Origin of the sequence: Vibrio crassostreae (assembly GCF_041439375.1) — a bacterium.
Lineage (GTDB): Bacteria > Pseudomonadota > Gammaproteobacteria > Enterobacterales > Vibrionaceae > Vibrio > Vibrio crassostreae_D.
On the sequence record NZ_JBGONY010000001.1, the window covers coordinates 229,492 to 253,602 of the forward strand.

The window sequence follows — 24,111 nt, forward strand, 5'->3', positions numbered from 1 at the left end:
ACGAAAAGAGCGCCCACCAAGGCGCTCTTTTTTATGTTCATAGAACCACTGCATCTACTATTTTTCAGGCTTCTTGTCTCGCCCTAGCATTAATAGACAAGGCGTCAGTACTAAGGTCAATACTGTCGCGAATGCCAAACCTCCTGCAATTGCCGTAGCGAGTTGCGACCACCACTGCGTGCTCGGTGCGCCAAATTCTATCTTTTGATTAATCAAGTCGATGTTCATCTCTAATACCATCGGCATTAAACCTAAGATAGTCGTGACCGTAGTCAGCATTACAGGTCTTAAACGTTGAACACCGGTTCTTAGAATCGCATCTCGCTTATCCAAGCCTCTTTTGATTAGCTGGTTATAGGTGTCGATCAGCACGATATTGTTGTTCACCACTATACCTGCCAGTGCAATCACTCCAATACCAGACATCACGATGCCAAACGGGCGCTGGAAGATAAGCAAACCAACAAATACACCTACCGTCGAAAACAACACCGCACTAAGAATCAAAAACGCTTGATAGAAGCTATTGAACTGGGTGATAAGAATCAAAGCCATGACCGCTAGTGCTACTAAGAATGCACTTTGCAAAAAGGCTGACGAGTTCTCCTGCTCTTCATTTTGACCACGAATACGAAAGTCAACGCTATCCGGAAGCCCTAATTCACCTAGCGCCTGCTCGATCTTTGGTAGCTCGAGAGCAAGGTTATACCCTTCTTCCATATCTGCCATGATGTTGACGACTCGCTTACCATCAAGGCGTTTGATGGTGTCTTGCTTGTGGTCTGGAACGATCTGAGCAAAATTAGTTATCGGAACTAGGCCTGCTGGCGTTTTCACCCTAAGCTGGTCGAAGCGTCCGATATCCCTTTTATCATTCGGATAACGCACCAAGATATCGACTTCTTCTGCTGAGTCATCAGGAAGATAATCACCAATCTTTAATCCATTCGTTACAAATTGAACGGTATTACCTACCAAGGTGGCATCAGCTGCAAAACGCGCGGCATCGTCACGGCGGATATCCACTTTCCAATCGATGCCATCTTTACTAGCAGTGTCGCTGATATTGGTCAGTGCTTGATTGCCATCAGCCCAGTTTCTCACAATTTTTGCGGCCTGATTAAGTTGCTCAGGTGTTTTAGCAGAAAGCTCGATGACCAAGTCATTTTCAACCGGAGGTCCTGCATCAGGGAACTTGTATTCAATCTCGACACCAGCGTATTGATCGGTTTGCACCTTTAATTCATCAATGATCGCTTTAACACTGCGGCGGTATTGCCAATCGACGGGCGTTATCGAAATCAAACCAATCTGGTCGTCACCACCGGTTCGCGTATAAACGGTATCGAACTCATCATGATTCAGCATCATCTGTTCAATATCGCGCATGATGTCATCTTTTTCTTGAATAGAAAGATCGCCATGAGAGCGAACTTTGACATTAAAGAATGGCGGATCAACTTCAGGGAAGAACTCAGCACCGAGCCCCGCTTTTGAATACGTGAAACCAACCGCAACCGCGAGCAGTATCGCACTACAAAGAATCTTAAAGGGATGCTTAATCGCAATAGAAAGTGTGTGGTAATACGCCTTGGTTAAGCCTGTCGCCTGTGAGAAATCCCCATTATGCAAAGCCACCATTCGAGCTTGGCTCTGAGACGAGACGTATTGCGGTTTGCCAATCAAACCACCTAACACGGGCACAAACAACAGCGCCATAATCAATGAGGCAGTTAACGTAGCGATCAGAGTTAATGGAAGGAACTTCATGAATTCGCCTGTTACATCAGGCCAAAACAGGAGTGGAGCAAACGCCGCCAAGGTTGTAGCCGTTGATGCGGTTATTGGCCATGCCATTCGCTTAGCCGCATCTCGATAGGCTGCTTTACGCCCTTCCCCTTCTTGCATCCGCCTATCGGCAAATTCAGTCACCACAATCGCGCCGTCGACCAACATCCCCACCGCCATAATCAAAGAGAACAGCACTACAATGTTAACGGTTAACCCAAATACTGAGAGAACCAATAATCCGGTGAGGAATGAGCCAGGAATTGAGATGCCGACTAACAAAGCAGTACGCACGCCAAGAATCGCGATGATTACGATCACCACCAGAATGATGGCGGATAAGATGTTGTTTTGCAGATCATTGAGCATGATCTTCACATCTTTCGATTCATCCCAAGTGTATTTAACCAACAGATTGTTTGGCCACTCAGCTTGCTGCTGAGCCCCAGCCATTACCGCTTTCACCAGCTCTACGGTTTCAATGATGTTCTCACCCGCTCGCTTCTTGATATCCAAGACCACCGCAGATTTCCCATCTAAACGCGCAAAGCTCTCCGGATCTCGAAACGCTCGACGAACTGTGGCTACATCACCAAAAGTAACGACCTGTTTGCCATCCACTTTGATAGGTAACTCAAGCACATCCTTTAAGGAGTTAAACACCGAAGGGACTTTGACCGAGAAACGACCGTAGCCCGTATCGACAAAACCCGCAGCAACCACTCGATTATTCAATGCAATCAAATTATAGATATCGGCTTGATCTAGGCTGTAGCTCTCCATCAATAGAGGATCAACAATAATTTCAACGATATCTTCTCTGTCACCGGCAATATCGACCTCTAATATTTGGCGATAGCTCTCTAATTTATCTCCTAGCTCTCGGGCAATTTGTACAATAGTACGTTCAGGAACGGTGCCGAATAACACCACAGACAGAACAGGTTGCTCAGAGGCGAGCGTCACCTCATTAACCGTCGGCTCATCACTGTCTTCTGGCAGTTTTGGCTTAGCAAGATCAACGGCGTCACGCACATCAGCCATCGCTTTGGTAAGATCGACGCCAACATTAAACTCCAACACAACAGAAGCGTGGCCTTCTGCAGCGGTTGCCGTCATCTCTTTTACGCCTTCAATCGACCTAAGCTCTTGTTCTATTGGGCGTACCACTAAACGCTCCGCATCGGTTGGCGAGATCCCTTGGTGCCCTACTGAAACGTAGATAATTGGAATGGTGATATCGGGGCTCGACTCCTTAGGTATCGTGATATAAGTAATAACACCTGCGACCAAGATCAGCGCCAACAGAGAAAGCATGGTGCGAGCACGAGACAAGGCTGCATCAATAATTGAATACATCAGTTATCTCCTGCTCAGCTACTGTATTTGAGAGTTCAGCACCTTGCTCAACCGCAATCACCGAATCACCATCACGTACAAACCCTTGTCCGACGGTGATGATATCGACCCGTTGACCTAAACCTGTGAGCCACACACCATCTTGCTCTGCCTTCACTAGTTGAATACCGACAAATTTCACAACTGGTGAGTCATCGACTGAAACCAACGTTTTGACCCCAAGGTTACCCGCCTCATCCAAAGCCAACATCGCAGGTGTGACTTTGATAGCATCCCTTGTTTCGAGGTTGAGCTTCACTTCAGCGCTGACACCTGCAGGCAGTAAGCCATCAGAGTTATCGATTTCAATTTCGATTGGGAAGGTATTAGTAGAAGCTGAAGAGATTCGAGACACATAACGCAATCGCCCTTCCACTTCATCTCTGCCAAGTAGACGAACCAATGCCTCTTGATTGACTAACAGATGCTGAATATGACGCTCACTGACATCCGCTTCAATCACCAGAGGGTCGAGGTCAATCACACTAGCAACGGGATCGCCAACACCAACAAAATCACCGAGCTCGACCATTAAATCTTGAACCACACCCGAGAAAGGTGAAGTAATCACAGTATTCTTTAACGCCAATTCCGCATTGCGCATCATAGCCTTCGCTTCAGTTAAAGAGGCCTCAGCGGTAGTGTAAGCAATTTCCCCTTGCAGCCCTCTTTTTTTCAGTGACTGCGCCGCTTTAAATTCTTTCTGCTTTAGGCGATACAGAGCCGATGCCCGCTCTAACTGTATTTCCAAGTCGCCTTTATCGATCTGAGCAATGGCTTGCCCTGCTTTAACGCTATCCCCCTTGGCAACATTCAGCCTGACGATCTTTCCCGCAACTTCTGCGCCTAGGCGTGCATGTCGATCTGGCGCTGTTCGACCGTATAAATCAATGGTTCTAAAGGTGGGTGATGAGATAAATGTTTGGTAGGAAACCTTGGCCAATGGAATATCGGTCGCTTTTTTCTCAGGCGACTCTTCAGCTTGTCCCACACCTAAACCAAGCCAGATAGAAAGCAGTATGACCAAAGTCAGAGAGACCAACCACGGCTGCTTAAGTTTCTGAAAAAATGGCGAATTAGAAAATAGAGTGGGCATAGCAAATCCTTTTCTGGCGCATTAGGCGCGTAAATTAGCTCAATCGCGTCGTGTGCAACTTCCTGATGCACATGAGTAACCTTAACAGACCAAAGACAAATGAAGTTGGACACTATCGACAGTTTGAAAAATATGCCGTGTACTAAAAATGAAGGAAATACTTTGAAAAATAATAGGTTAAATATCGAGGTAAGTACTGATTTCGATGAAAAAGCCAAGCGGTCGACAGTCAGGTTTAACTTACTACGGCTTTTTGAGGAGTCTATAACACAAAAACGCCGAACATAGGTTCGGCGTTTGCAGTGTTTCTAATGTAGCTTTCAACTTTTTCTGTTCAAGCTATACGCTAAATGAAGCACCACAGCCACATGTTGTTGTAGCGTTCGGGTTGTTCACAAAGAAACGTGCGCCTTCTAGGCCTTCTGTGTAATCAACCATGCCGCCCATTAGATATTGTAGGCTCATTGGATCAACAACTAGCGTTACACCGCTGTTTACAATCGTAGTGTCGCCATCATTTACTTTTTCATCAAATGTGAAGCCGTATTGGAAACCACTACAACCACCACCTGTAATGTATACACGCAGTTTTAGTTCTGGGTTTTCTTCTTCAGCGATTAGCGTTTGTACGCGGGTAGCTGCTGCATCAGAAAAAGACAATGGGATATTTACTTCGCTCACGACAACCTCTCTTACCTGTGTCAAAAACAACATGATACAAATCTAATTCGAGACCATAGTTGTTGAGTATTTTCTTATATTCTACTGATTATCTAATACCTGACTGAAACGTTCAAGTATTCACCACCGGATCGCCTCTTTTAGTGCAGTAAAGTAGTCAATATCGAGCAATTAAAACGTGTAACCACACAAAACAACCAGATTCGGGCGATTATATCAGCGAAAGCATTCCTAGTTGGATTATGGATAGGTACAATGCGTGCCAATTGGTCCGACAGTCAAAAGAGGATATATCAATGACCAAATCAGCAGAGCTGTACGAAAAAGCACAGCAAACTATTCCTGGTGGCGTAAACTCTCCAGTTCGTGCATTCAATGGCGTAGGTGGTTCTCCAATCTTCGTTGAACGCGCTGATGGCCCACTTATTTTTGATGCTGATGGTAAAGCGTATATCGATTACGTTGGCTCTTGGGGGCCAATGATCCTTGGTCACAACCACGTTGTCATCCGTGATGCTGTTATTGCAGCAGCTCAACGTGGCCTTAGCTTCGGCGCTCCAACCGAAACTGAAATCAAAATGGCTGAACTTGTCTCTGAGATGGTTCCATCAATGGAACAGCTACGTATGGTGAGCTCAGGCACAGAAGCAACAATGAGTGCAATTCGTCTAGCTCGTGGCTTCACTGGTCGTGACAAAATTCTTAAGTTTGAAGGCTGCTACCACGGTCACGCAGACAGCCTACTTGTAAAAGCAGGTTCTGGCGCACTGACTTTAGGTCAGCCAAGCTCACCAGGCGTACCGGCTGATTTTGCGAAACTAACGCTAACAGCAACCTTCAACAATCTAGATTCAGTACGTGAAATCTTCGCAGCAAATAAAGGCGAGATCGCTTGTATCATCGTTGAGCCAGTCGCGGGCAACATGAACTGTATCCCTCCTGTAGAAGGCTTCCACGAAGGTCTACGTGAAATCTGTGACCAAGAAGGTGCATTGCTAATCTTTGATGAAGTAATGACAGGTTTCCGCGTTGCTGAAGGTTGTGCGCAGGCTTACTACAACATCAAGCCAGATCTAACGTGTCTTGGTAAAGTAATCGGCGGCGGCATGCCAGTGGGTGCTTTCGGTGGTCGCAAAGAAGTGATGCAATACATCGCACCTACAGGCCCAGTTTACCAAGCGGGTACTCTTTCAGGTAACCCTGTTGCAATGGCTGCTGGCTACGCGTGTTTGAACCTTCTAAGAGAAGAAGGCAACGAAAAGCGTCTAGCTTCAAAAACTAAGCAATTAGCAAATGGCTTCAAGCAACTTGCTGACAAACACGGCATCCCAATGCTAGTTCACCAAGTTGGTGGTATGTTTGGTTTCTTCTTTACAGATCAAGAAACTGTGACGTGCTACGAAGATGTAACTAAGTGTGATGTAGAACGCTTCAAGCGCTTCTTCCACCTAATGTTAGATCACGGTGTTTACCTTGCACCTTCAGCATTCGAAGCAAGCTTTACTTCTCTTGCTCACGGTTCAAAAGAACTTGATGCAACACTAGAAGCCGCAGACCGCTCTCTTGCGATCATTGCAGCTGAAAGCAAATAATCGAAAGCACTTTATAAGTCGCTAACTGATTGAATTTAGGGCTGCATTAGGTGCGGCCCTTTTTTGTACGCCACGTTCATCAACTGTGAATATGGCAGCTTGCCTATCAGCCAACTAAGACCAAAATTGAACTAAAAACACCTAACGTTCCCAAAAAAGAAAAACCAACAGCATCAAGGTACCTAGGAACATTCTGAACCAAGGGATCTCTTTTTTTGTTTGCTGTTGTTCATCTTGGCATTTCTTATCTTTATTACAGCATCCCATTATCAAAACTCCTCATTGCTAACTCTCTGTTTTGCAGCCATTATAAACTTAGAACGCAAATATAGAGACCATTACCGTGTCAGAAAAAATTAAAATCAATTCCAGTCACTGGGTGATCATCATAGCCTTACTTGCGGCTGCTTATGCTTGTTACCTGCTTATCGAGCCGTACGTTAATTCAATTGTGATGGCTTTCATCATTTCACTGTTGATGTTCCCGATCCACGAGTGGCTTGAAAAGAAGATTCCGAATAAAGAAAACATCGTCTCGTTGCTGTCTTGTATCATCCTGACTTTCATTATTGTTATCCCTTTATTGACAGTATTCGCAGCAATTGTTCAGCAAGGTTCCCTGTTCTCTCAAAACACCTACCAATGGGTAACACACGGCGGCATTCAAACTCTGTTCGCACACCCATTGGTGGTCAAAGCGCTGTCATTCGTGAACAACTACCTGCCTTTCGACAATATCGAACCACAAGCCATCGCACAAAAAGTCGGTGAGTTTGCGACCAGCTTTGGTTCTAAGCTAGTTGGTATCAGTGCGAAAATCTTAGGTGACGCGACCAATTTCTTAATGGACTTCTTCTTGATGTTGTTTGTTCTGTTCTTCTTATTAAGAGATCACGACAAAATCATAAGTGTGGTTCGTCATATTCTTCCGCTATCTCGTAGCCAAGAAGACAAGCTTCTAACAGAGATAGAACAAGTATCGAAATCAGCAGTAATGGGCTCATTCTTAACAGCAATCGCGCAAGGTTTTGCCGGCGGTTTAGGTATGTGGATTGCAGGTTTCCCAGGCCTATTCTGGGGCACTATGATGGGCTTTGCCTCATTCATCCCTGTTGTGGGAACAGCACTAATCTGGATCCCCGCGGCGACCTACTTGTTCCTAACTGGTGATACCACATGGGCAATTTTCCTAACGGTTTACTGCGTGGCAATTGTTGGATCAATTGACAACCTTCTGCGTCCGCTTCTAATGCAAGGCAGCGCAGGCATGAACACCCTAATGATTTTCTTCTCACTGCTGGGGGGTATTCAACTGTTTGGCCTAATTGGTCTTATCTACGGCCCGCTGATTTTTGCGATTACTATCGTCCTATTCAACATCTACGATGAAGAGTTTAAGGACTTTTTAAATCAGCAAGACAAGAGTTAAAGTGCTCTTCAATCACTTACTTGCCGAACGAGTATTAAACACTTCAAGCTTTGGGCGGATTATGCGAAAATCCGCCCTCATTTTTTGCTAACGATTCAATAGAGTGTCCTATGTCAGCTTATATTGCCCCAAGCCAGATTGCTGAGCGCCAACTTGCCTACTTTGAAGGCAAACATGTTTTAGTTGCCGGTGAGGCTGAAGACTTATTCCCTGTTGAATTAGCCAAGCATTGTGAATCTGTCTCTGTGTTCACCTCTAATTACAGCTACTACCGTCAGCTTGAAGGTTATAGCAGCATCCAACGTTTTTACGGTGCTGAGTTTACCGAAGAGACCAAAGCTGACTTAGTGATGCTCTACTGGCCGAAAGCCAAAGCGGAAGCGGAATTTCTGTTGGCGATGTTATTTGCTAAGCTAGGCAAAGATACCGAAATCGTCGTGGTTGGTGAGAACCGCTCAGGCGTGAAAAGCATCGAGAAGATGTTTGCGCCTTACGGCAAAGTCGTTAAATACGATTCAGCACGTCGCTGCTCTTTCTACTGGGGTCAATGCTTCGAGCAACCACAAGCGTTCAACCTGCAAGACTGGTTTAAGACCTACACGGTTAACATTGATGAACAACCTCTGACGGTAAAAAGCCTTCCTGGCGTCTTCAGTCACGGTCAATTCGATGTCGGTAGCCAACTTCTGTTGGATACTCTGCCAAAACTAAAAGGCAAGGTACTGGATTTTGGTTGTGGTGCAGGCGTGTTAGGTGCGGTTATGGCATCTCGTAACCCAGATATTGAGCTAGAAATGTGCGACATCAGTGCATTTGCCGTAGCATCAAGCCAAGCCACACTGGAAGCGAATGGTTTAACTGGTAAAGTCTTCGCGTCAGATGTCTATTCTGATACAGCACAAGACTACCAATTCATCATCAGTAACCCACCATTCCATTCAGGTTTAGACACTAGCTATAGCGCGACTGAGACCTTACTAGCTCAGGCCCCTACGCATTTGAAGCGCTCTGGTGAGATGATTATTGTCGCAAACAGTTTCTTAAAATACATCCCAATTATTGAGCAAGCGTTTGGAAAATGCGCGACTCTAAATAAGACCACCAAATTCGCGATCTACCACGCAAGTAAGTAGCATCTCTAGCACAGCGCAGTGTCATTATCTGCGCTGTCTGTTCATATTTTTATCAAAACTCTATAAAAGTGAGCTTTTGCACACGCTTTAAATACCACTTACTTGTCAAAGTAAAAAAACTCGTTAATTTCGTTAAATTGGAAACCATTAATTCTATTCTCTGTACTTGTTTTCGCCCCTTTTAGCAGTACATCAAAGGAAAGTAGTACCCAATTTATGTTTAGATTTTATCGTAAGCAGAAGTTTAAGCGCCTTCAAAATACCCTAATGCTGGCATTTCTTGTCCTCAGTATTACCCCAGTGACACTTATCGCGATCTTTTTCCTTCAATCGCACAGTCAGGACCTTCAGGAACAAAGCACCTCACACCTTGTTTCAGTCCGTGATACTAAGCAGCAACAGATTGTCGACTACCTACAAGCTCAAGAATCCCAAGTGATGGGCTTTGTTCGCTCTGAACTAGCCAATGCCAGTGGCGGCCGATTCTATGGTTTGATCAATGCATTCCAACGTCTAGGGTTAGATATTGACGAAGCACGCAGTAATGCGCAGCAACGCTACATTCAAGGATCGGGCGATCAAATCAAAACATCGATTCTTCCTGAATCCAGTAGCTTCATTGGCAGTGAGCGTTACCGCCTACTGCACAAGCGCTACCATAACGCTTACCTAGAGTTGCTTAAACGCTCCGATTTTGACGATATTCTATTGGTTGATATTAACGGTAACGTTGCTTACTCCGTCTTTAAAAATGACGATTACGGCACTAACTTGCTGACAGGTAAATACAAAGATTCAAACCTAGGCGTTACCTTTCAACGGCTCGCTAAAGATGTCACCGATCGCCGTAAGTCTAATGAGGATTACACGCCTGTTATTGTCTCGGACTTTAAAGACGAGAACGGTAAACAGACCGCATGGCTAGGTGCACCTATCGTTCAACAGGGCTACCTACACAGTTACGCGATGTTTAGATTACCTATCAACGGCATTACTAAGCTGATTGCGGATCTCAACAAGAGTTCGAATATTCAAACGCTGCTTGTAGGTGATGATCACCTGCCGCGTAGCCTTGCTCATTCACAAGAATCTATCAACTTGAGCTTAGATGTTGTCGATAAAGCATTGGCTGGCGAAACAGCGGTTGGCACCTTCGACAACACCCTAGATCAAGCGATCATCGCAGCATATACACCAATTGAGCTGAAATACGCAACATGGGCTCTTGTCGTAGAGCTGCCAGAAAAAGAGGCGTTTGCTCGTATTCATCAGTTAGAAAAGATCTTCGTGATCGTGATGCTAACGGCGATCATTCTGGTAGTCGTTGCATCGCACTATCTGTCTAACTTCATCACATCCCCACTACTCAAACTGACGTGGGCTGCCGAGAAAGTATCTGCGGGTGATCTCGATGAAACCATGATCAATACCGAACGCAAAGATGAAATAGGCCGGCTCGCGGTGAGCTTCGAGAGAATGCAGCGCTCGATTCGTGAAAAAATGCAGCTCATCAAAAACCAAAACGATGAACTTGAAGACAACCTTAAGACAATTCAAAAGCAAAACGAAGAGTTGCAACTGGCGAACAAACTTAAAGATGAGTTCCTAGCTACTACTTCACACGAATTGAGAACACCACTGCATGGCATGGTGGGTATTGCTGAAGCGCTGATATCCGGTGCGAATGGCCCCATCCCTGCTAACCAGAAGTATCAGTTGGATATCATCATCAATAGCGGTCAGCGATTAGCAACCTTGGTTGATGATCTGCTTGATTATCACAAGATGCGCTATGGCAGCTTAGACATTAAGAAATCAGCTGTTGATTTATCTGCAGCCACCAGCTTGGTCCTAGAGTTATCTCATCATCTATTGGGCAATAAACCAATCCGCATCATTAACCAAGTCCCAAGTGATTTAGGGCTGGTTTCATCGGATCCTCAACGACTTGAGCAAGTGATGTATAACTTGGTCGGTAACGCTATCAAGTACACTTCAGAAGGTAAGATTGTTATCTCTGCCAGCGTTATCGATGACAACATTCGTGTACAAGTTGTAGATACTGGCCAAGGTATACCGGCCGAGTACCTTGAGCACATCTTTGAGCCATTGATTCAAGCTGGCCAAGATGCGAGTAACTATCGCCAAGGTGCAGGGCTTGGATTATCGATCAGTCGTCAGTTAATTGAGTTAATGGGCGGTTCACTGTACGTAAGTAGCCAACCAATGCTTGGCACTACGTTTAGCTTTACCCTGCCCCTAGCGACTCAAGATGAGCTGGACAGTTACAACGAATCCGGTCACTACTCGCACTTCCAAGCGCCGGATTTAATTGATAACAGCCAACAAGAAAACAGTGTTATCAGTGAGAACCCAGATGGCCAGTTACTGGTTATCGCCGATGATGAGCCGGTGAACCTGCGAGTATTAGACAGCTTCTTGAAATTAGAAGGTTATCGAGTACGTACTGCATGTGATGGTCCGGAAACCATTGAACTGATTGAAAAAGAGAAGCCAGAGCTGCTTCTGCTCGATATCATGATGCCAGGTATGAGCGGCTATCAGGTTTGTGAAGCTCTGAGAAAGCAATATGACCATGCTCAATTGCCAATCATCATGCTAACGGCACTCAACCAGGCAGAAGACCGTGTTCGAGGTTTCGAAGCAGGTGCCAATGACTACTTGTCTAAACCGTTCAACAAACAAGAACTGGCGGCTCGAATTACAGCGCATCTATCAGCAAGTAAAGCCGAACAGAGACGCCTTGAAAATGACCAACTGCAACTCGAGCTCAAACACAGAGCTATGGTTGAAGCTAACTTGTTAGAAACTCAAGGGCGCTTATTAGAGCAACTAGAATCGGCACCTGAAGCCATCATCTGTATTCGTGATGACCAACGTATTCGCTTTGCCAACGAAGCGGCGGCAAAACTATTCAGACGCGGACAGGAACAACTTAAGCGCTCTATGGCCGACGAGATCATTGCGCCTAAATACCTCAAGGTAGAACAAGCCCACTACTGCGGTGACATTGATATCTATATAGATGACACACGTCAGCGCATACCAAGTGACATCCTTAAGCTGCCTGAAGGTTCAGGGCTCGACACCATGTATATCTTCAATGTAGGTGGTGGTGTTAACTCCAACCGAATCAATAACCTTGAAACAGCGGTTGAGGCTCTCTCTAGTTATGCCTTTGAAGGCGACAAAGATAAGTTGCAGCAACTGAAAGAGCTTGGCGGAGAATTTACTCGTCTTGCTGACAAGGCAACCGGTGAAGGTAAAAACAAGCAAGAGTTGATGCGCGAGGTGCTGGTCGATGCGATGACGAATGCCATCATCTACTGGGAATCGGTGACTGGTGAAACCAAGTTTGCTTTCGCAGAGAAAAGTGGTTTGTGGCGGGTCTACTTAGACCGCAGTACGCTACAAACGCGAACGCTAGACAAATATCTACGCGTAGAAACGCTACCGAAAACGCCTCGCTGGCGAACGGTACTGAGCTCAATCGAATTCATACTGGAACACTGTAAAGAACAGACGCCAGAAAGGACGCATATTGAGATGCTAAGAGATAAGCTTCAGAAACTACTGACCAGTTAATCCCTGAACCAACATCACGATACTTAGAGTAATGGAGCCCACCTAGCGTGGGCTTTTTTTGTACGTACTTTTCTCACTCAAAGCACAATATCGTCAATCCAAATACACTTTTTTCACTGCTTTAAACAAGCAAAATGACACGTTACTCAAGCTTAAACAATCACCAATCCAATCGCTATTTTGAGTCCTATTCTTGGCTGAATTTCACATTCCTCCGACTCTTTGTTGCAGTTTGAGAAGCGAGTCACAACAGAACGGCAGATTTAATTTTCTAGGGAAATTTAACGTAAAACTGGTAAGTGACCGAGATCTACAATTATACCAACGCATGGTAAAGCATTATAATAAAAAGCCTTTAAAGTTAGTGACCACTTACAATCAACAATTACCACAAAACCAAATGCGAGTCACATCACCTTAACAATTACGCACAAAAAACCACCAAAGCAACCCATTTTGACGTTAATGACGTGGGATTATCTAATTTTAACGTTTTTGACGGGAAACGAGTTTGATTAATTCATCGATAAGGTGTTTTCTTACTCCTGCCAAAGGCCTACAGGCCACTCTTACCACTTCTCAGAATCAACGATGAATCTGGAGCAACGAAGAAGAGGTAGGCCTTTAACCAGAGTGTGTATCTACTAAACAATTTAGCGACAGATAACATTCAATCCATTAGTGAAATGAAAGCAAATAGTAAGGAACAGCTATGCTTGCCAATATAAAAAAAACAGCAATAGCAACAGCAATTATTGCAACTGCTACAACAGGTTTTGCATCAGTAGCAACAGCTGCAGAACGCAGTGAACTGACCGTTCACCCGAAAGAGTACACTACATTCGTACGTAACTTTAACCCGTACCTTGGTGCTACTAACCTACATACTACAACTGACTTCATGTATGAGCCGCTAGTAGTATTTAACGAAATGCACGGTAACACTCCAGTGTTCCGTCTAGCTGAAAACTTCAAGATGTCAGATGATCTGATGAGCGTTGTTTTCGACATTCGTAAGGGTGTTAAATGGTCTGACGGAGAAACTTTCTCTGCTGATGATGTTGTTTTTTCTTTCAACCTTGTAAAAGAGAAGCCAGAGCTTGACCAATCTGGTATCAACTCTTGGGTAACTTCTGTAGAAAAACTGAACGACAACCAAGTTAAGTTCACCCTAACAGAAGCAAACTCAAACGTACCTTATGAGATTGCTAAAGTACCTGTAGTACCTAAGCACATCTGGAAAGACGTTAAAGATCCATCAACGTTTACCAATGAGAATCCGGTAGGTTCTGGTCCATTTACAGAAATCGATACGTTTACAGCGCAACTATACATCCAGTGTGCAAACCCAAACTACTGGGATGCAGACAACCTAGATGTTGACTGTCTACGTGTTCCACAAATTGCGAACAACGACCAATTCCTAGGTAAAGTTGTAAACAGTGAAATGGACTGGACGTCTTCTTTCGTTCCTGATATCGACCGTACATACGCAGCAGCTAGCCCTAAACACCACTACTGGTACCCGCCAGCAGGCACACAAGCATTCATCGTTAACTTCAAGCACCCTGATGCTGCGAAGCATGAAGCATTGAGCAACGTTGATTTCCGTCGTGCTTTCTCTATGGCTCTTGATCGTCAAACTATCATCGACATCGCATTCTACGGCGGCGGTACTGTGAACGATTTCGCATCGGGTCTTGGCTACGCGTTTGAAGCTTGGTCTGATGAAAAAACTCACGATAAGTACAAAGGCTTCAACACATACAACGCTGAAGGCGCGAAGAAGCTTCTTGCTGACGCTGGCTTCAAAGATGTAAACAAAGATGGTTTTGTTGACACTCCATCAGGCAAGTCTTTTGAACTAATGATTCAATCGCCAAACGGCTGGACTGACTTCAACAACACAGTTCAACTAGCGGTAGAACAGCTGAACGAAATCGGTATTAAAGCGAAAGCTCGTACACCTGACTTCTCTGTTTACAACCAAGCAATGCTTGAAGGTACATACGACGTAGCATACACAAACTACTTCCACGGTGCGGATCCATACACGTACTGGAATAGTGCTTACAACTCATCACTACAATCTGGTGATGGTATGCCTCGTTTCGCTATGCACTTCTACAAAAACGACAAGCTAGATGGTCTTCTAAACAGCTTCTACAAAACAGCTGATAAGAACGAACAGCTAGACATTGCACACGGTATCCAGCAAATCATCGCTGCAGACCAAGTGACAATCCCTGTGATGTCTGGTGCTTACATGTACCAATACAACACAACTCGCTTCACTGGTTGGTGGAACGAAGAAAATCCAAAAGGCCGTCCAAACATTTGGGCTGGTATTCCAGAGCGTCTACTTCATGTACTGGACCTAAAACCAGTTAAATAAGTAATCGTTCAATCCTTGCGGCGTAACCTCTTACGCCGCTTATAAAAATCCCCACACTCTCAATTGAAAGTATGGCGCTAGTCGTCAGGGGATTTTTCGTTCCAAATTTCGCTAGGAGCGACCTGAATCCAGAAACAGGGAAACAATCTGGGTGAGTAAGGTGTGAGTTATGGGTTATTTTTTAAGACGTTTGTCATTTTATTTTGTCGCGCTATTAGTTGCTGCGACGTTAAACTTTATTATTCCAAGAGCAATGCCTGGTGACCCCGTTACCATGATGTTTGCGAACGCTTCTGTACAAGTTACTCCAGAGCGTATTGCTGCAATGAAAGAACTATTAGGCTTTGTTGATGGTGGCCTACTGGTTCAATACGTAGCGTACATGAAGAACATTCTTAGCTGGGAACTTGGTACATCAATTCAATTCTACCCACTTTCTGTAAACACACTGTTGGGTGGAGCATTCGGTTGGTCGCTTTTCTTAGCCGGCACCGCAGTTATTCTTTCTTTCTCGATTGGTTCGATCCTAGGTATTTTCGCAGCGTGGAAACGCGGCAGTAAATACGATGCCTTCGTAACGCCAGGGATGCTGATTCTACAAGCTGTTCCTCAAGTTGTTATCGCGATGATTGCACTATTTACCTTTGCAATTGGCTTGAAGTGGTTCCCAACCGGTTATGCCTACACCGCAGGTACCATGCCTGATTGGACAAGCTGGGCATTCATCAAAGATGTCGCTTACCACGCCTTCTTACCATTGTTCTGTGCTTCTGTTGTTCAAATTGGTGGCTTCCTAGTAAACATGCGTAACAACATGATCAACCTATTAGCCGAAGACTACATCACCATGGCGAAAGGCAAAGGCCTGAGCGAAAACCGAGTAGTATTCAACTACGCAGCTCGTAACGCGATGCTACCAAGTGTGACAGCCCTTTCAATGTCGCTAGGTATGGCAATCGGTGGTCAGTTAATTATCGAAATCATCTTTAACTATCCAGGTCTTGGCAGCGTACTTTTCAACGCAATTAACGCTCGTGACTACCAAGTACTGCAAGGTCAGCTGCTTATCATGACGCTATTCATGCTGTTCTTTAACCTAGTTGCAGACATGCTTTACGTTGTTCTTGACCCTCGTCTTCGTAAGGGTGGTAAATAATCATGAAAGACTTTCTAAAACTCATTTGGCGTAACCCGATGGCCCTAACAGGCGTCATCATCCTAAGTATTTTTATTCTTGGCGCGATTGCAGCTCCATTAATCACCAAACATGTACCAGACAAGCGTACAGGCAACCCACATGAATACCCTGGTTTCGTGGTGAAGTCTGCACAAACTAACCCTGATGGCTGGGTTGCTCAAAACCTAGCAGACGACCGCCGTACATTGATCATGTCTAAGAAGGCAGACCACGTACTAGGTACAACTCGTATGGGTCGTGACGTTTGGTCTCAAGTGGTATACGGCGCACGCGTATCTCTTGCTGTAGGTTTTGGTGCGGGTCTAACCGTATGTTTACTCGCCACTGTTATTGGTGTTTCTGCGGGCTACTTCGGAGGCCGTGTCGATGACGTTCTAACAGCCGCAATGAACATCATGCTGGTAATCCCTCAATACCCATTACTGTTCGTAGTAGCAGCCTTTATCGGTGAGGCAGGGCCACTCACCATAACCTTGGTTATCGGCTTTATGTCCTGGGCTTGGGGCGCTCGTGTTGTTCGCTCCCAGACCTTGGCACTGCGTGAAAAAGAGTTTGTAAAAGCCGCTGAAGTTTTGGGTGAATCTTCATTCCGCATCATCTTCGTAGAGATTCTGCCAAACCTTATCTCTATCGTTGGCGCAAGCTTCATCGGTTCGGTGATGTACGCAATCATGATGGAAGCAACGATCTCGTTCCTAGGTCTTGGTGACCCGAACACAATCAGCTGGGGCATCATGCTTTACAACGTTCAAACCTCTTCATCAATGCTGATTGGCGCTTGGTGGGAACTGTTGGCTCCGTGTATCGCACTGACACTACTTGTAACTGGTCTTGCTCTACTTAACTTCGCTGTCGATGAAATTGCTAACCCGCAACTGCGTTCTCACAAAGGCATGAAGCGTTGGAAGAAACTAGCAGCACAAGACAAAGAAGAACGTGAACCAGAACTACCACCACAAAATGCACTTTGGAGCGGAGATAAATAATCATGTCTGAACCACTAATTTCTATCCGCAACTTATGCGTGGATTACATCACAGAGTCTGGCGATGTTCGTGCGTGTAACAACGTAAGCTTCGACATCGCTCCAGGTGAAGTATTCGGCCTAGCTGGTGAATCTGGCTGTGGTAAATCAACGGTCGCTTTCTCTCTGATGCGTCTTCATAAGCCGCCCGCTTACATCAGTGGTGGTGAGGTTATCTTCAACGGTGAGAACATCCTTGAATACAGTGATGACCGTATGCAAGCGTTCCGTTGGAGCGAAATGTCGATGGTATTCCAGAGTGCGATGAACGCACTCAACCCAGTACTACCGATGGAAGAGCAGTTTTGTGACGTAATTATGCGTCACACCAACATGACTCGTGAGCAAGCTAAACAACGTGCTGAAGGTCTACTTGAAATTGTAGATATTCACCCGAGCCGATTGAGTGACTACCCTCACCAATTCTCTGGCGGCATGCGTCAGCGCTTGGTTATTGCTATCGCGTTAGCACTGAATCCAAAGCTGATCATTATGGATGAACCGACAACCGCACTTGATGTGGTTGTGCAACGCGAAATCCTACAAAAGATCTATGCACTGAAAGAAGAGTTTGGCTTCTCTATTCTGTTCATCACCCATGACTTGTCATTGATGGTCGAGTTCTCTGACCGCATCGGCATCATGTACTCAGGTGAGCTAATCGAAGTGGCTAACTCTCAAGATATTCTAGAAAACCCTTACCACCCTTACACCAAAGGGCTGGGAAGTTCTTTCCCTCCACTGACAGGGCCAAAGACAAAACTAGCAGGTATTCCGGGCAACCCTCTGAACCTGTTAGAGATCCCTGAAGGGTGTCGTTTCCAAGCTCGTTGTGACCGTGTACATGAAACGTGTACCAAGGTACCAACCAAGCTGCGTTCTATCGACCCGGGACATTTGTCTAACTGCCACCTGTACGGTGACCCAATAGTACAAAGGAAGCTATAGCTTGCACGCTAACTCAGCGTGAATAACGAACAAGGCGGCTCGACCACCTAAAAACAAGCAAAGCGAATAAGGATTCTGGAGACAATTATGAGCAAAGATTTCGGTCAATTATTGGTTGAAGGCAAGAATGTCGTAAAAGACTTCCCAATAAGCAGTACCACAATTCAAACCCCAATGATGCGTGCGATTAACGACGTGTCATTCAAAATGTACAAAAGCCGCGGCCTAGCAGTGGTTGGTGAGTCTGGTTCAGGCAAGTCAACAACCGCAAAAATGATCGCAAAAATGTACGCACCTTCAGGCGGCACGATCGAATACAAAGGTCGTGATATCCAAGAGATCTCAAGCAGAAAAGATCTTATGCACTACCGTGAAGGCGTGCAGATGGTATGGCAAGACCCGTTTGGTTCTTTGAACCCAACGCACAATATCTTCCACCACATTGCTCGACCGCTGTTGATCCACAAGAAAGTATCCCCGGGTAACAAGAAAGAGTTAGAAGAACGCGTTTACGATCTTTTGGAGCAAGTGGGCTTAATCCCACCAAAAGAGACGGCGCAAAAATACCCTCACCAACTCTCTGGTGGTCAGCGTCAACGTGTCAACCTAGCTCGTAACATCGCGGTAGGTGCAGAGGTCGTTCTAGCGGACGAACCAACCTCAATGTTAGATGTATCAATCCGTGCAGGTGTTTTGAACCTAATGGAAGAGATGAAGTTTGAGAAGCAAATGTCTCTGCTTTACATCACGCACGATATCGCAACCGCTCGTTATATCGCGGAAGACCTATCGGTAATGTACGTGGGACACATGGTGGAATGGGGGGATACCGATGACGTTATTGCTAACCCTCAGCACCCTTATACCCAGCTACTGGTTTCAGCGGTTCCAGATCCTAAGAAATCGATCCATGAACAACTTGCTGGCAACAAAGGTGAGATCCCTCTTTGGACGCCAGTATCAGCAGGCTGCCCATTTGCAGGTCGTTGTACTCATGCAATGGACAAATGTAAAGAGCAGCTACCAGGGGTTACGCAACTAGCTGATAACCACTTTGTACGTTGTTACCTACACGAAAGCTAAGCAATAAAATCAAGTTAGGGTCTGCGGGCCCTACCTATTTATATCCAAAACATTCAAGTACCTAGCCAATAGAAACTAGGACTGTCGGAGAATATTGATGCTGTTATTGACCAACCATATTGGCTATGAATCCACAGGCCCCAAGCAGGCAATCTTACAAACTAAGAAAGCTCGCCTATCTAGCACAACGGCTTTACTCGTCTGTGCAGACAACCATATCACTGTCGGAAGTTTTGATGTGGTAAAACAAGGCCACGTAGCAAATTGGCATCAAGGGCAATTCTTCACTATCGACTTCAGTTCAGCCACTGAATCTGGTCGCTACTATCTACGTTTTGACAACCTGCGCTCTGAAGTATTTGAGATTGCTAGCAACCTATTAATGAACCACACGTTTTCTGATGTGCTTCATTACTTTAAGTCACAACGCTGTGGCGGTATTTTCGACAAGAAAGATCGACAAGCACAAATTCTCGGTACCGACAGATACGTCGATGTCCACGGTGGATGGTATGATGCATCAGGTGATGTCAGTAAGTATTTTAGCCACCTGTCTTATGGCAACTACCTAAACCCGCAACAGATTCCAATGGTCGTTTGGAACATGCTGAAAAGCGTGCGCTTAACCAGCGACGATCCGGACTTCCCTAAATTCTCCATGACTCGTCTAACGGAAGAAGCGCTATTTGGTGCTGATTTCTTAGTGCGTATGCAAGACGCGGCTGGATACTTCTACATGACAGTATTCGATAAGTGGAGCAAAGATATCAACCAGCGCGATATCTGCGCTTATGCGACTCAAGAAGGCCATAAATCAACAGACTTACAAGCAGGCCATCGACAAGGTGCAGGTGTAGCTATCGCAGCATTGGCAGCCGCTTCTGAGCTTGAAATCTCTGGCAGCTACTCGAGCGATACTTACCTTGATACGGCTGCTAAGGGTTACTGGCACCTAAAAGAGCACAACCTCCAGTATCTAAACGATGGTGAAGAGAACATCATCGATGAGTACTGTGCCCTACTCGCAGCCAATGAACTGTATCGCGTAACAAAAGACCAGCAATACCTATCAGAAGCAAGAACTTGGGCAACTCGTTTAATTTCTCGCCAACAGTCAGATGATTCATTTGAGCACTTCTGGTCAGCGAATTCTGATGGCACTCGACCATACTTCCATGCAGCCGAAGCTGGTCTTCCTGTGATTGCGCTATGCGAATACCTCGACAACGAAACCGATGATGAATTAAAAGAACAGGCTCGCACAGTTGTTGAACAAGCTTGCCAGTTCGAAATCAACATTACCGACAAAGTCACTAACCCATTTGGCTACCCAAGACAGTACGTTAAGTCTGTCGATGGTGATAAACGTGATGCCTTCTTTGTCGCTCAGCAAAACGAAACAGGTTACTGGTGGCAAGGCGAAAACGCTCGCCTTGGTTCAATCGCAACCATGGCGTACTTAGTTCAGCCACACATTCAAGATAGCGAACTTAAAAAGCGTTTGATCCAACTTTCGCAAAACAGCCTCGACTGGATCTTGGGCCTCAACCCATACCACATGTGCATGCTCGATGGTCACGGTCACAACAACCCTGATTACCTACCACAGCTTGGTTTCTTCAATGCGAAGGGCGGTATCTGCAACGGCATCACAGCTGGTTTCGAAGATGAACAAGACATCGCGTTTAATCCACCAGCACAAAAAGACGACATGCTTCAAAATTGGCGCTGGGGTGAACAATGGATCCCTCATGGCGCTTGGTTCCTATTAGCAACCGCTGCACAGTTCAACTTCTTAGCACAAAGTAAGGAGCAATAATCATGACTCTTTACTTCATAGGTATTGATGGCGGCGGTACATCTTGTCGAGCTCGAATCCGAGATGCCCAAGGCACACTCATTGGTGAAGCGAAAAGTGGCAGTGCTAACATCCTTTTAGGTGTCGATGTTGCAATGAGCTCAATTATTGATGCCATTACAAAAGCGGCACAACAAGGGCAACTAAACTCAAACCATTTTTCAAATATGCATGTTGGCCTAGCTCTGGCTGGTGCTGAGCAAAAATCAGCATGGCTCGACTTCATGGCACAAGCACACCCTTTCGCAAGCATGACATTAAATACCGACGCTTATGGTGCCTGCATTGGGGCTCACAATGGCCAAGAAGGAGCAATCATGATTGGCGGAACTGGCTCATGCGGTATCTACTTAAAGGGTGGTGAACAGCATGTGGTTGGCGGTCGTGAATTCCCAATTTCAGATCAAGGCGGCGGCGCGGTTATGGGTCTTCGCTTGATTCAACAAGTCCTACTTGCAGAAGACGGTATTCGCAATAAAACACTGCTCACTCAGTATGTTATGGACCACTTTAACAATGATGTCGATGCCATCGTCGAATGGTCAAAAGGGGCTATTCCAAAAGACTACGGTCAATTCTCGCCAGTGATTTTTCAACTCGCTAACGAAGGCGATGAGCTAGCTATCGAGATGCTCAAGCAAACCGCAGCTGACATCGAAATGTTTGTGCTAGCACTTCATCGCAAAGGTGCGGACAAGGTATGCCTGATGGGCAGTATCGCTGAGCGCATTCTCAAGTGGCTATCACCACCAGTACAACAATGGATCGTTGAACCTCAATTTGACGCTATCGAAGGCGCATTGATGTTTGCAGGTAAACCACAACACAACTTGTATCAACAGGCTTAGCAGGGAAGTTATATGAATTATCGCATCGACTTAGCTGTTCTTTCTGAACAAAAAAATAACTGCCGATTTGGCCTTACGGTACATAACTTAAGTGACCTTGACGTAACAGATTGGTCACTGCATTTTGCGTTTGACCGATTCATCCTTCAGGAGAGTCTGTCGCAAGGCGAACTGACTCAAGTTGGAAGCTTTTGTTCGTTCAAACCAAGTTCGTCAGTATTAAAGGCCAACAACCATTACTACCTTGAATTCAGTATTCAAAGTGCACCATTCCGCTTCTATTCTGATGGCCTTAACGATGCCTTTATCCAATCACATCATGATGGAGAAACATCGGTACTGCCTGTCGCAATATCACCAATAGTATTGGCTTCACCATATCGTGAACGCAGCCAAATCCCAGAAGTAGATGCGGCAGCGATAGCACTGATCCCCCAACCGAATCAATTCGAGCTGAAACAAGGCAGCTTCGCACTGAACAAAGAGTGCAAAGTTGAAGTTCAGTCTCACCTGGCCGAGAAAGCCAGTGCTTGGCTACAACAAGAATTACTGACTACGTTTGAGCTAGCGGTTTCAACAGAACTATCACCAGAGGCTAGCGGAGACATTCTATTTCGCAGTAACCCGACTTTAGATGAAGCCGAGTACAAGCTAACGATCACAGCAGAGCAAGTGGTCGTAGAATCAGGCAGTCAATCAGGCTTCACCCATGCCGTCGCTAGCTTAATCCAATTGGTTCAACAACAAGATGCTGAGCACTTCTCTGTGCCGTGTTGCAAAATCGCCGATCAACCTCGCTTCAAATACCGCGGAATGATGTTGGACTGTGCACGTCACTTCCACTCTGTGGAGCAAGTTAAGCGTTTAATCAACCAACTGGCGCACTACAAATTCAACGTTTTTCATTGGCACCTAACCGATGATGAAGGTTGGAGAATCGAGATCAAGCGACTACCTCAGCTAACAGAAATTGGGGCTTGGCGTGGTCCTGACCATGCATTAGAACCGCAATATACCCACATTGCAGAGAATTATGGCGGCTTCTACACACAACAGCAGATTCGCGAAGTCATTGAATACGCAGAGCAGCGTAGCATCACGGTTATCCCTGAGATCGATATCCCAGGACACTGTCGCGCTGCGATTAAGTCACTGCCTGACATGCTAGTAGAGCAAGCAGACACCACACAATACAAGAGTATTCAGCACTACAACGACAACGTGCTAAATCCAGGTTTGCCAGGTACTTATCAGTTCCTAGATGCTGTGATTGAAGAAGTCGCAGAACTTTTCCCGAGCGAATTGATCCACATGGGCGCAGATGAAGTACCACCGGGCGTTTGGACCAACAGCCCTGCAGCTCAAGCACTGATGAAAGAGCACCAGTACCAAGACAGCAAAGACTTGCAAGGTCACCTGTTCCGCTATGCCGAAAATAAACTCAAGCAGCTAGGCAAACGCATGGTGGGCTGGGAAGAAGCACAGCACGGCGACAAGGTAAGCAAAGAGACCATCATCTACTCGTGGCTCAGCGAAGAAGCCGCTGTCAATTGTGCTCGCCAAGGCTTTGATGTGGTACTGCAACCGGCACAATTTACTTATCTCGACATGACCCAAGATTATGCACCGGAAGAGCCGGGCGTAGATTGGGCTGCCGTTATCCCATTAGAACAAGCTTATACCTACGAAGCGCTTGCTGAGATATCCGACACCGACCCAATTCGTAAGCGGATTCGCGGAATTCAGTGTGCTCTATGGTGTGAGATCGTCACCAACCAAAAGCGTATGGATTACATGGTATTCCCAAGAATTAGCGCTTTAGCTGAAGGATGTTGGACACATAAAAACAACCGAAACTGGCTAGATTACCTATCTCGCCTAAAGGGGCATCTGCCATTACTCGACAGACTCAATGTTGATTATCGCAACCCTTGGAAAGCTCAATAAAACAAACCAAAGCGACACTCACATCGAGTGATTGCTGACTCAAATTAAGGTGCTCAGTCAGATACGACTCAGCATCACTATTTAAAA

General features: G+C 45.6%; 15 protein-coding genes. 12 read left to right on the forward strand and 3 right to left on the reverse strand.

Annotated features, from left to right (window positions below; genetic code table 11):
* Window positions 1–57: 57 nt before the first annotated feature.
* From ACED45_RS01070 to erpA, 3 genes are all read right to left on the reverse strand, one after another.
* Window positions 58–3,147, reverse strand: coding sequence for an efflux RND transporter permease subunit (locus ACED45_RS01070; protein ID WP_371713155.1), 3,090 nt, complete (start codon window positions 3,145–3,147; stop codon window positions 58–60).
* A complete protein-coding gene (locus ACED45_RS01075) occupies window positions 3,131–4,282 on the reverse strand; it encodes an efflux RND transporter periplasmic adaptor subunit (RefSeq protein ID WP_371713156.1) in 1,152 nt (383 codons plus the stop codon). Before ACED45_RS01075 ends, ACED45_RS01070 begins: the two co-directional genes overlap by 17 nt.
* 339 nt (window positions 4,283–4,621) lie before the next feature.
* Window positions 4,622–4,963, reverse strand: coding sequence for an iron-sulfur cluster insertion protein ErpA (gene erpA, locus ACED45_RS01080; protein WP_004734539.1), 342 nt, complete (start codon window positions 4,961–4,963; stop codon window positions 4,622–4,624).
* A 296-nt stretch (window positions 4,964–5,259) separates the two neighbouring features.
* On the opposite strand from erpA, the gene hemL reads away from it, so the two are divergent.
* The 12 genes from hemL (at window position 5,260) to ACED45_RS01140 (ending at window position 24,024) form a co-directional block, all read left to right on the forward strand.
* Window positions 5,260–6,555: a glutamate-1-semialdehyde 2,1-aminomutase gene (gene hemL, locus ACED45_RS01085; protein ID WP_146490649.1), complete on the forward strand. Its 1,296-nt coding sequence runs from the start codon at window positions 5,260–5,262 to the stop codon at window positions 6,553–6,555.
* A gap of 343 nt (window positions 6,556–6,898) precedes the next feature.
* Entirely contained in the window at window positions 6,899–7,984 is a 1,086-nt protein-coding gene (locus tag ACED45_RS01090; RefSeq protein ID WP_371713157.1) for an AI-2E family transporter, read from the forward strand.
* Window positions 7,985–8,094: 110 nt separating this feature from the next.
* The gene (gene rsmC, locus ACED45_RS01095; RefSeq protein WP_102433056.1) at window positions 8,095–9,117 is read left to right on the forward strand and encodes a 16S rRNA (guanine(1207)-N(2))-methyltransferase RsmC; all 1,023 of its coding nucleotides are present in this window, start codon (window positions 8,095–8,097) and stop codon (window positions 9,115–9,117) included.
* Between the two features lie 216 nt (window positions 9,118–9,333).
* Window positions 9,334–12,723, forward strand: a complete 3,390-nt coding sequence (locus ACED45_RS01100; protein ID WP_371713158.1) for a response regulator — start codon at window positions 9,334–9,336, stop codon at window positions 12,721–12,723.
* A 712-nt stretch (window positions 12,724–13,435) separates the two neighbouring features.
* Window positions 13,436–15,118 (forward strand): ABC transporter substrate-binding protein, encoded by a 1,683-nt coding sequence (locus tag ACED45_RS01105; protein WP_017056650.1) that lies wholly within the window; start codon window positions 13,436–13,438, stop codon window positions 15,116–15,118.
* Window positions 15,119–15,287: 169 nt separating this feature from the next.
* The gene (locus ACED45_RS01110) at window positions 15,288–16,274 is read left to right on the forward strand and encodes an ABC transporter permease (protein WP_017633262.1); all 987 of its coding nucleotides are present in this window, start codon (window positions 15,288–15,290) and stop codon (window positions 16,272–16,274) included.
* 2 nt (window positions 16,275–16,276) lie between these two features.
* Window positions 16,277–17,302 (forward strand): ABC transporter permease, encoded by a 1,026-nt coding sequence (locus ACED45_RS01115; RefSeq protein ID WP_017056648.1) that lies wholly within the window; start codon window positions 16,277–16,279, stop codon window positions 17,300–17,302.
* Between the two features lie 2 nt (window positions 17,303–17,304).
* Entirely contained in the window at window positions 17,305–18,288 is a 984-nt protein-coding gene (locus tag ACED45_RS01120) for an ABC transporter ATP-binding protein (RefSeq protein WP_048658172.1), read from the forward strand.
* A gap of 87 nt (window positions 18,289–18,375) precedes the next feature.
* Complete coding sequence (locus ACED45_RS01125) at window positions 18,376–19,371, forward strand: ABC transporter ATP-binding protein (RefSeq protein WP_060982642.1); 996 nt, start codon at window positions 18,376–18,378, stop codon at window positions 19,369–19,371.
* A gap of 97 nt (window positions 19,372–19,468) precedes the next feature.
* The gene (locus tag ACED45_RS01130; protein ID WP_371713159.1) at window positions 19,469–21,190 is read left to right on the forward strand and encodes a glycoside hydrolase family 9 protein; all 1,722 of its coding nucleotides are present in this window, start codon (window positions 19,469–19,471) and stop codon (window positions 21,188–21,190) included.
* Between the two features lie 2 nt (window positions 21,191–21,192).
* Entirely contained in the window at window positions 21,193–22,077 is an 885-nt protein-coding gene (locus ACED45_RS01135) for a BadF/BadG/BcrA/BcrD ATPase family protein (RefSeq protein ID WP_371713160.1), read from the forward strand.
* A gap of 12 nt (window positions 22,078–22,089) precedes the next feature.
* Window positions 22,090–24,024: a beta-N-acetylhexosaminidase gene (locus ACED45_RS01140; protein WP_371713161.1), complete on the forward strand. Its 1,935-nt coding sequence runs from the start codon at window positions 22,090–22,092 to the stop codon at window positions 24,022–24,024.
* Window positions 24,025–24,111: the final 87 nt, after the last annotated feature.

What these genes read in the sequence shown, in the direction of transcription:
- ACED45_RS01130 (WP_371713159.1), top strand. Translation starts at nt 19,469, where the DNA reads ATGCTGTTATTGACCAACCATATTGGCTATGAATCCACAGGCCCCAAG.
- hemL (WP_146490649.1), top strand. Translation starts at nt 5,260, where the DNA reads ATGACCAAATCAGCAGAGCTGTACGAAAAAGCACAGCAAACTATTCCT.
- rsmC (WP_102433056.1), top strand. Translation starts at nt 8,095, where the DNA reads ATGTCAGCTTATATTGCCCCAAGCCAGATTGCTGAGCGCCAACTTGCC.
- ACED45_RS01070 (WP_371713155.1), bottom strand. Translation starts at nt 3,147, where the DNA reads ATGTATTCAATTATTGATGCAGCCTTGTCTCGTGCTCGCACCATGCTT.
- ACED45_RS01140 (WP_371713161.1), top strand. Translation starts at nt 22,090, where the DNA reads ATGAATTATCGCATCGACTTAGCTGTTCTTTCTGAACAAAAAAATAAC.
- ACED45_RS01125 (WP_060982642.1), top strand. Translation starts at nt 18,376, where the DNA reads ATGAGCAAAGATTTCGGTCAATTATTGGTTGAAGGCAAGAATGTCGTA.
- ACED45_RS01115 (WP_017056648.1), top strand. Translation starts at nt 16,277, where the DNA reads ATGAAAGACTTTCTAAAACTCATTTGGCGTAACCCGATGGCCCTAACA.
- ACED45_RS01110 (WP_017633262.1), top strand. Translation starts at nt 15,288, where the DNA reads ATGGGTTATTTTTTAAGACGTTTGTCATTTTATTTTGTCGCGCTATTA.
- ACED45_RS01105 (WP_017056650.1), top strand. Translation starts at nt 13,436, where the DNA reads ATGCTTGCCAATATAAAAAAAACAGCAATAGCAACAGCAATTATTGCA.
- ACED45_RS01135 (WP_371713160.1), top strand. Translation starts at nt 21,193, where the DNA reads ATGACTCTTTACTTCATAGGTATTGATGGCGGCGGTACATCTTGTCGA.
- ACED45_RS01100 (WP_371713158.1), top strand. Translation starts at nt 9,334, where the DNA reads ATGTTTAGATTTTATCGTAAGCAGAAGTTTAAGCGCCTTCAAAATACC.
- ACED45_RS01120 (WP_048658172.1), top strand. Translation starts at nt 17,305, where the DNA reads ATGTCTGAACCACTAATTTCTATCCGCAACTTATGCGTGGATTACATC.
- ACED45_RS01075 (WP_371713156.1), bottom strand. Translation starts at nt 4,282, where the DNA reads ATGCCCACTCTATTTTCTAATTCGCCATTTTTTCAGAAACTTAAGCAG.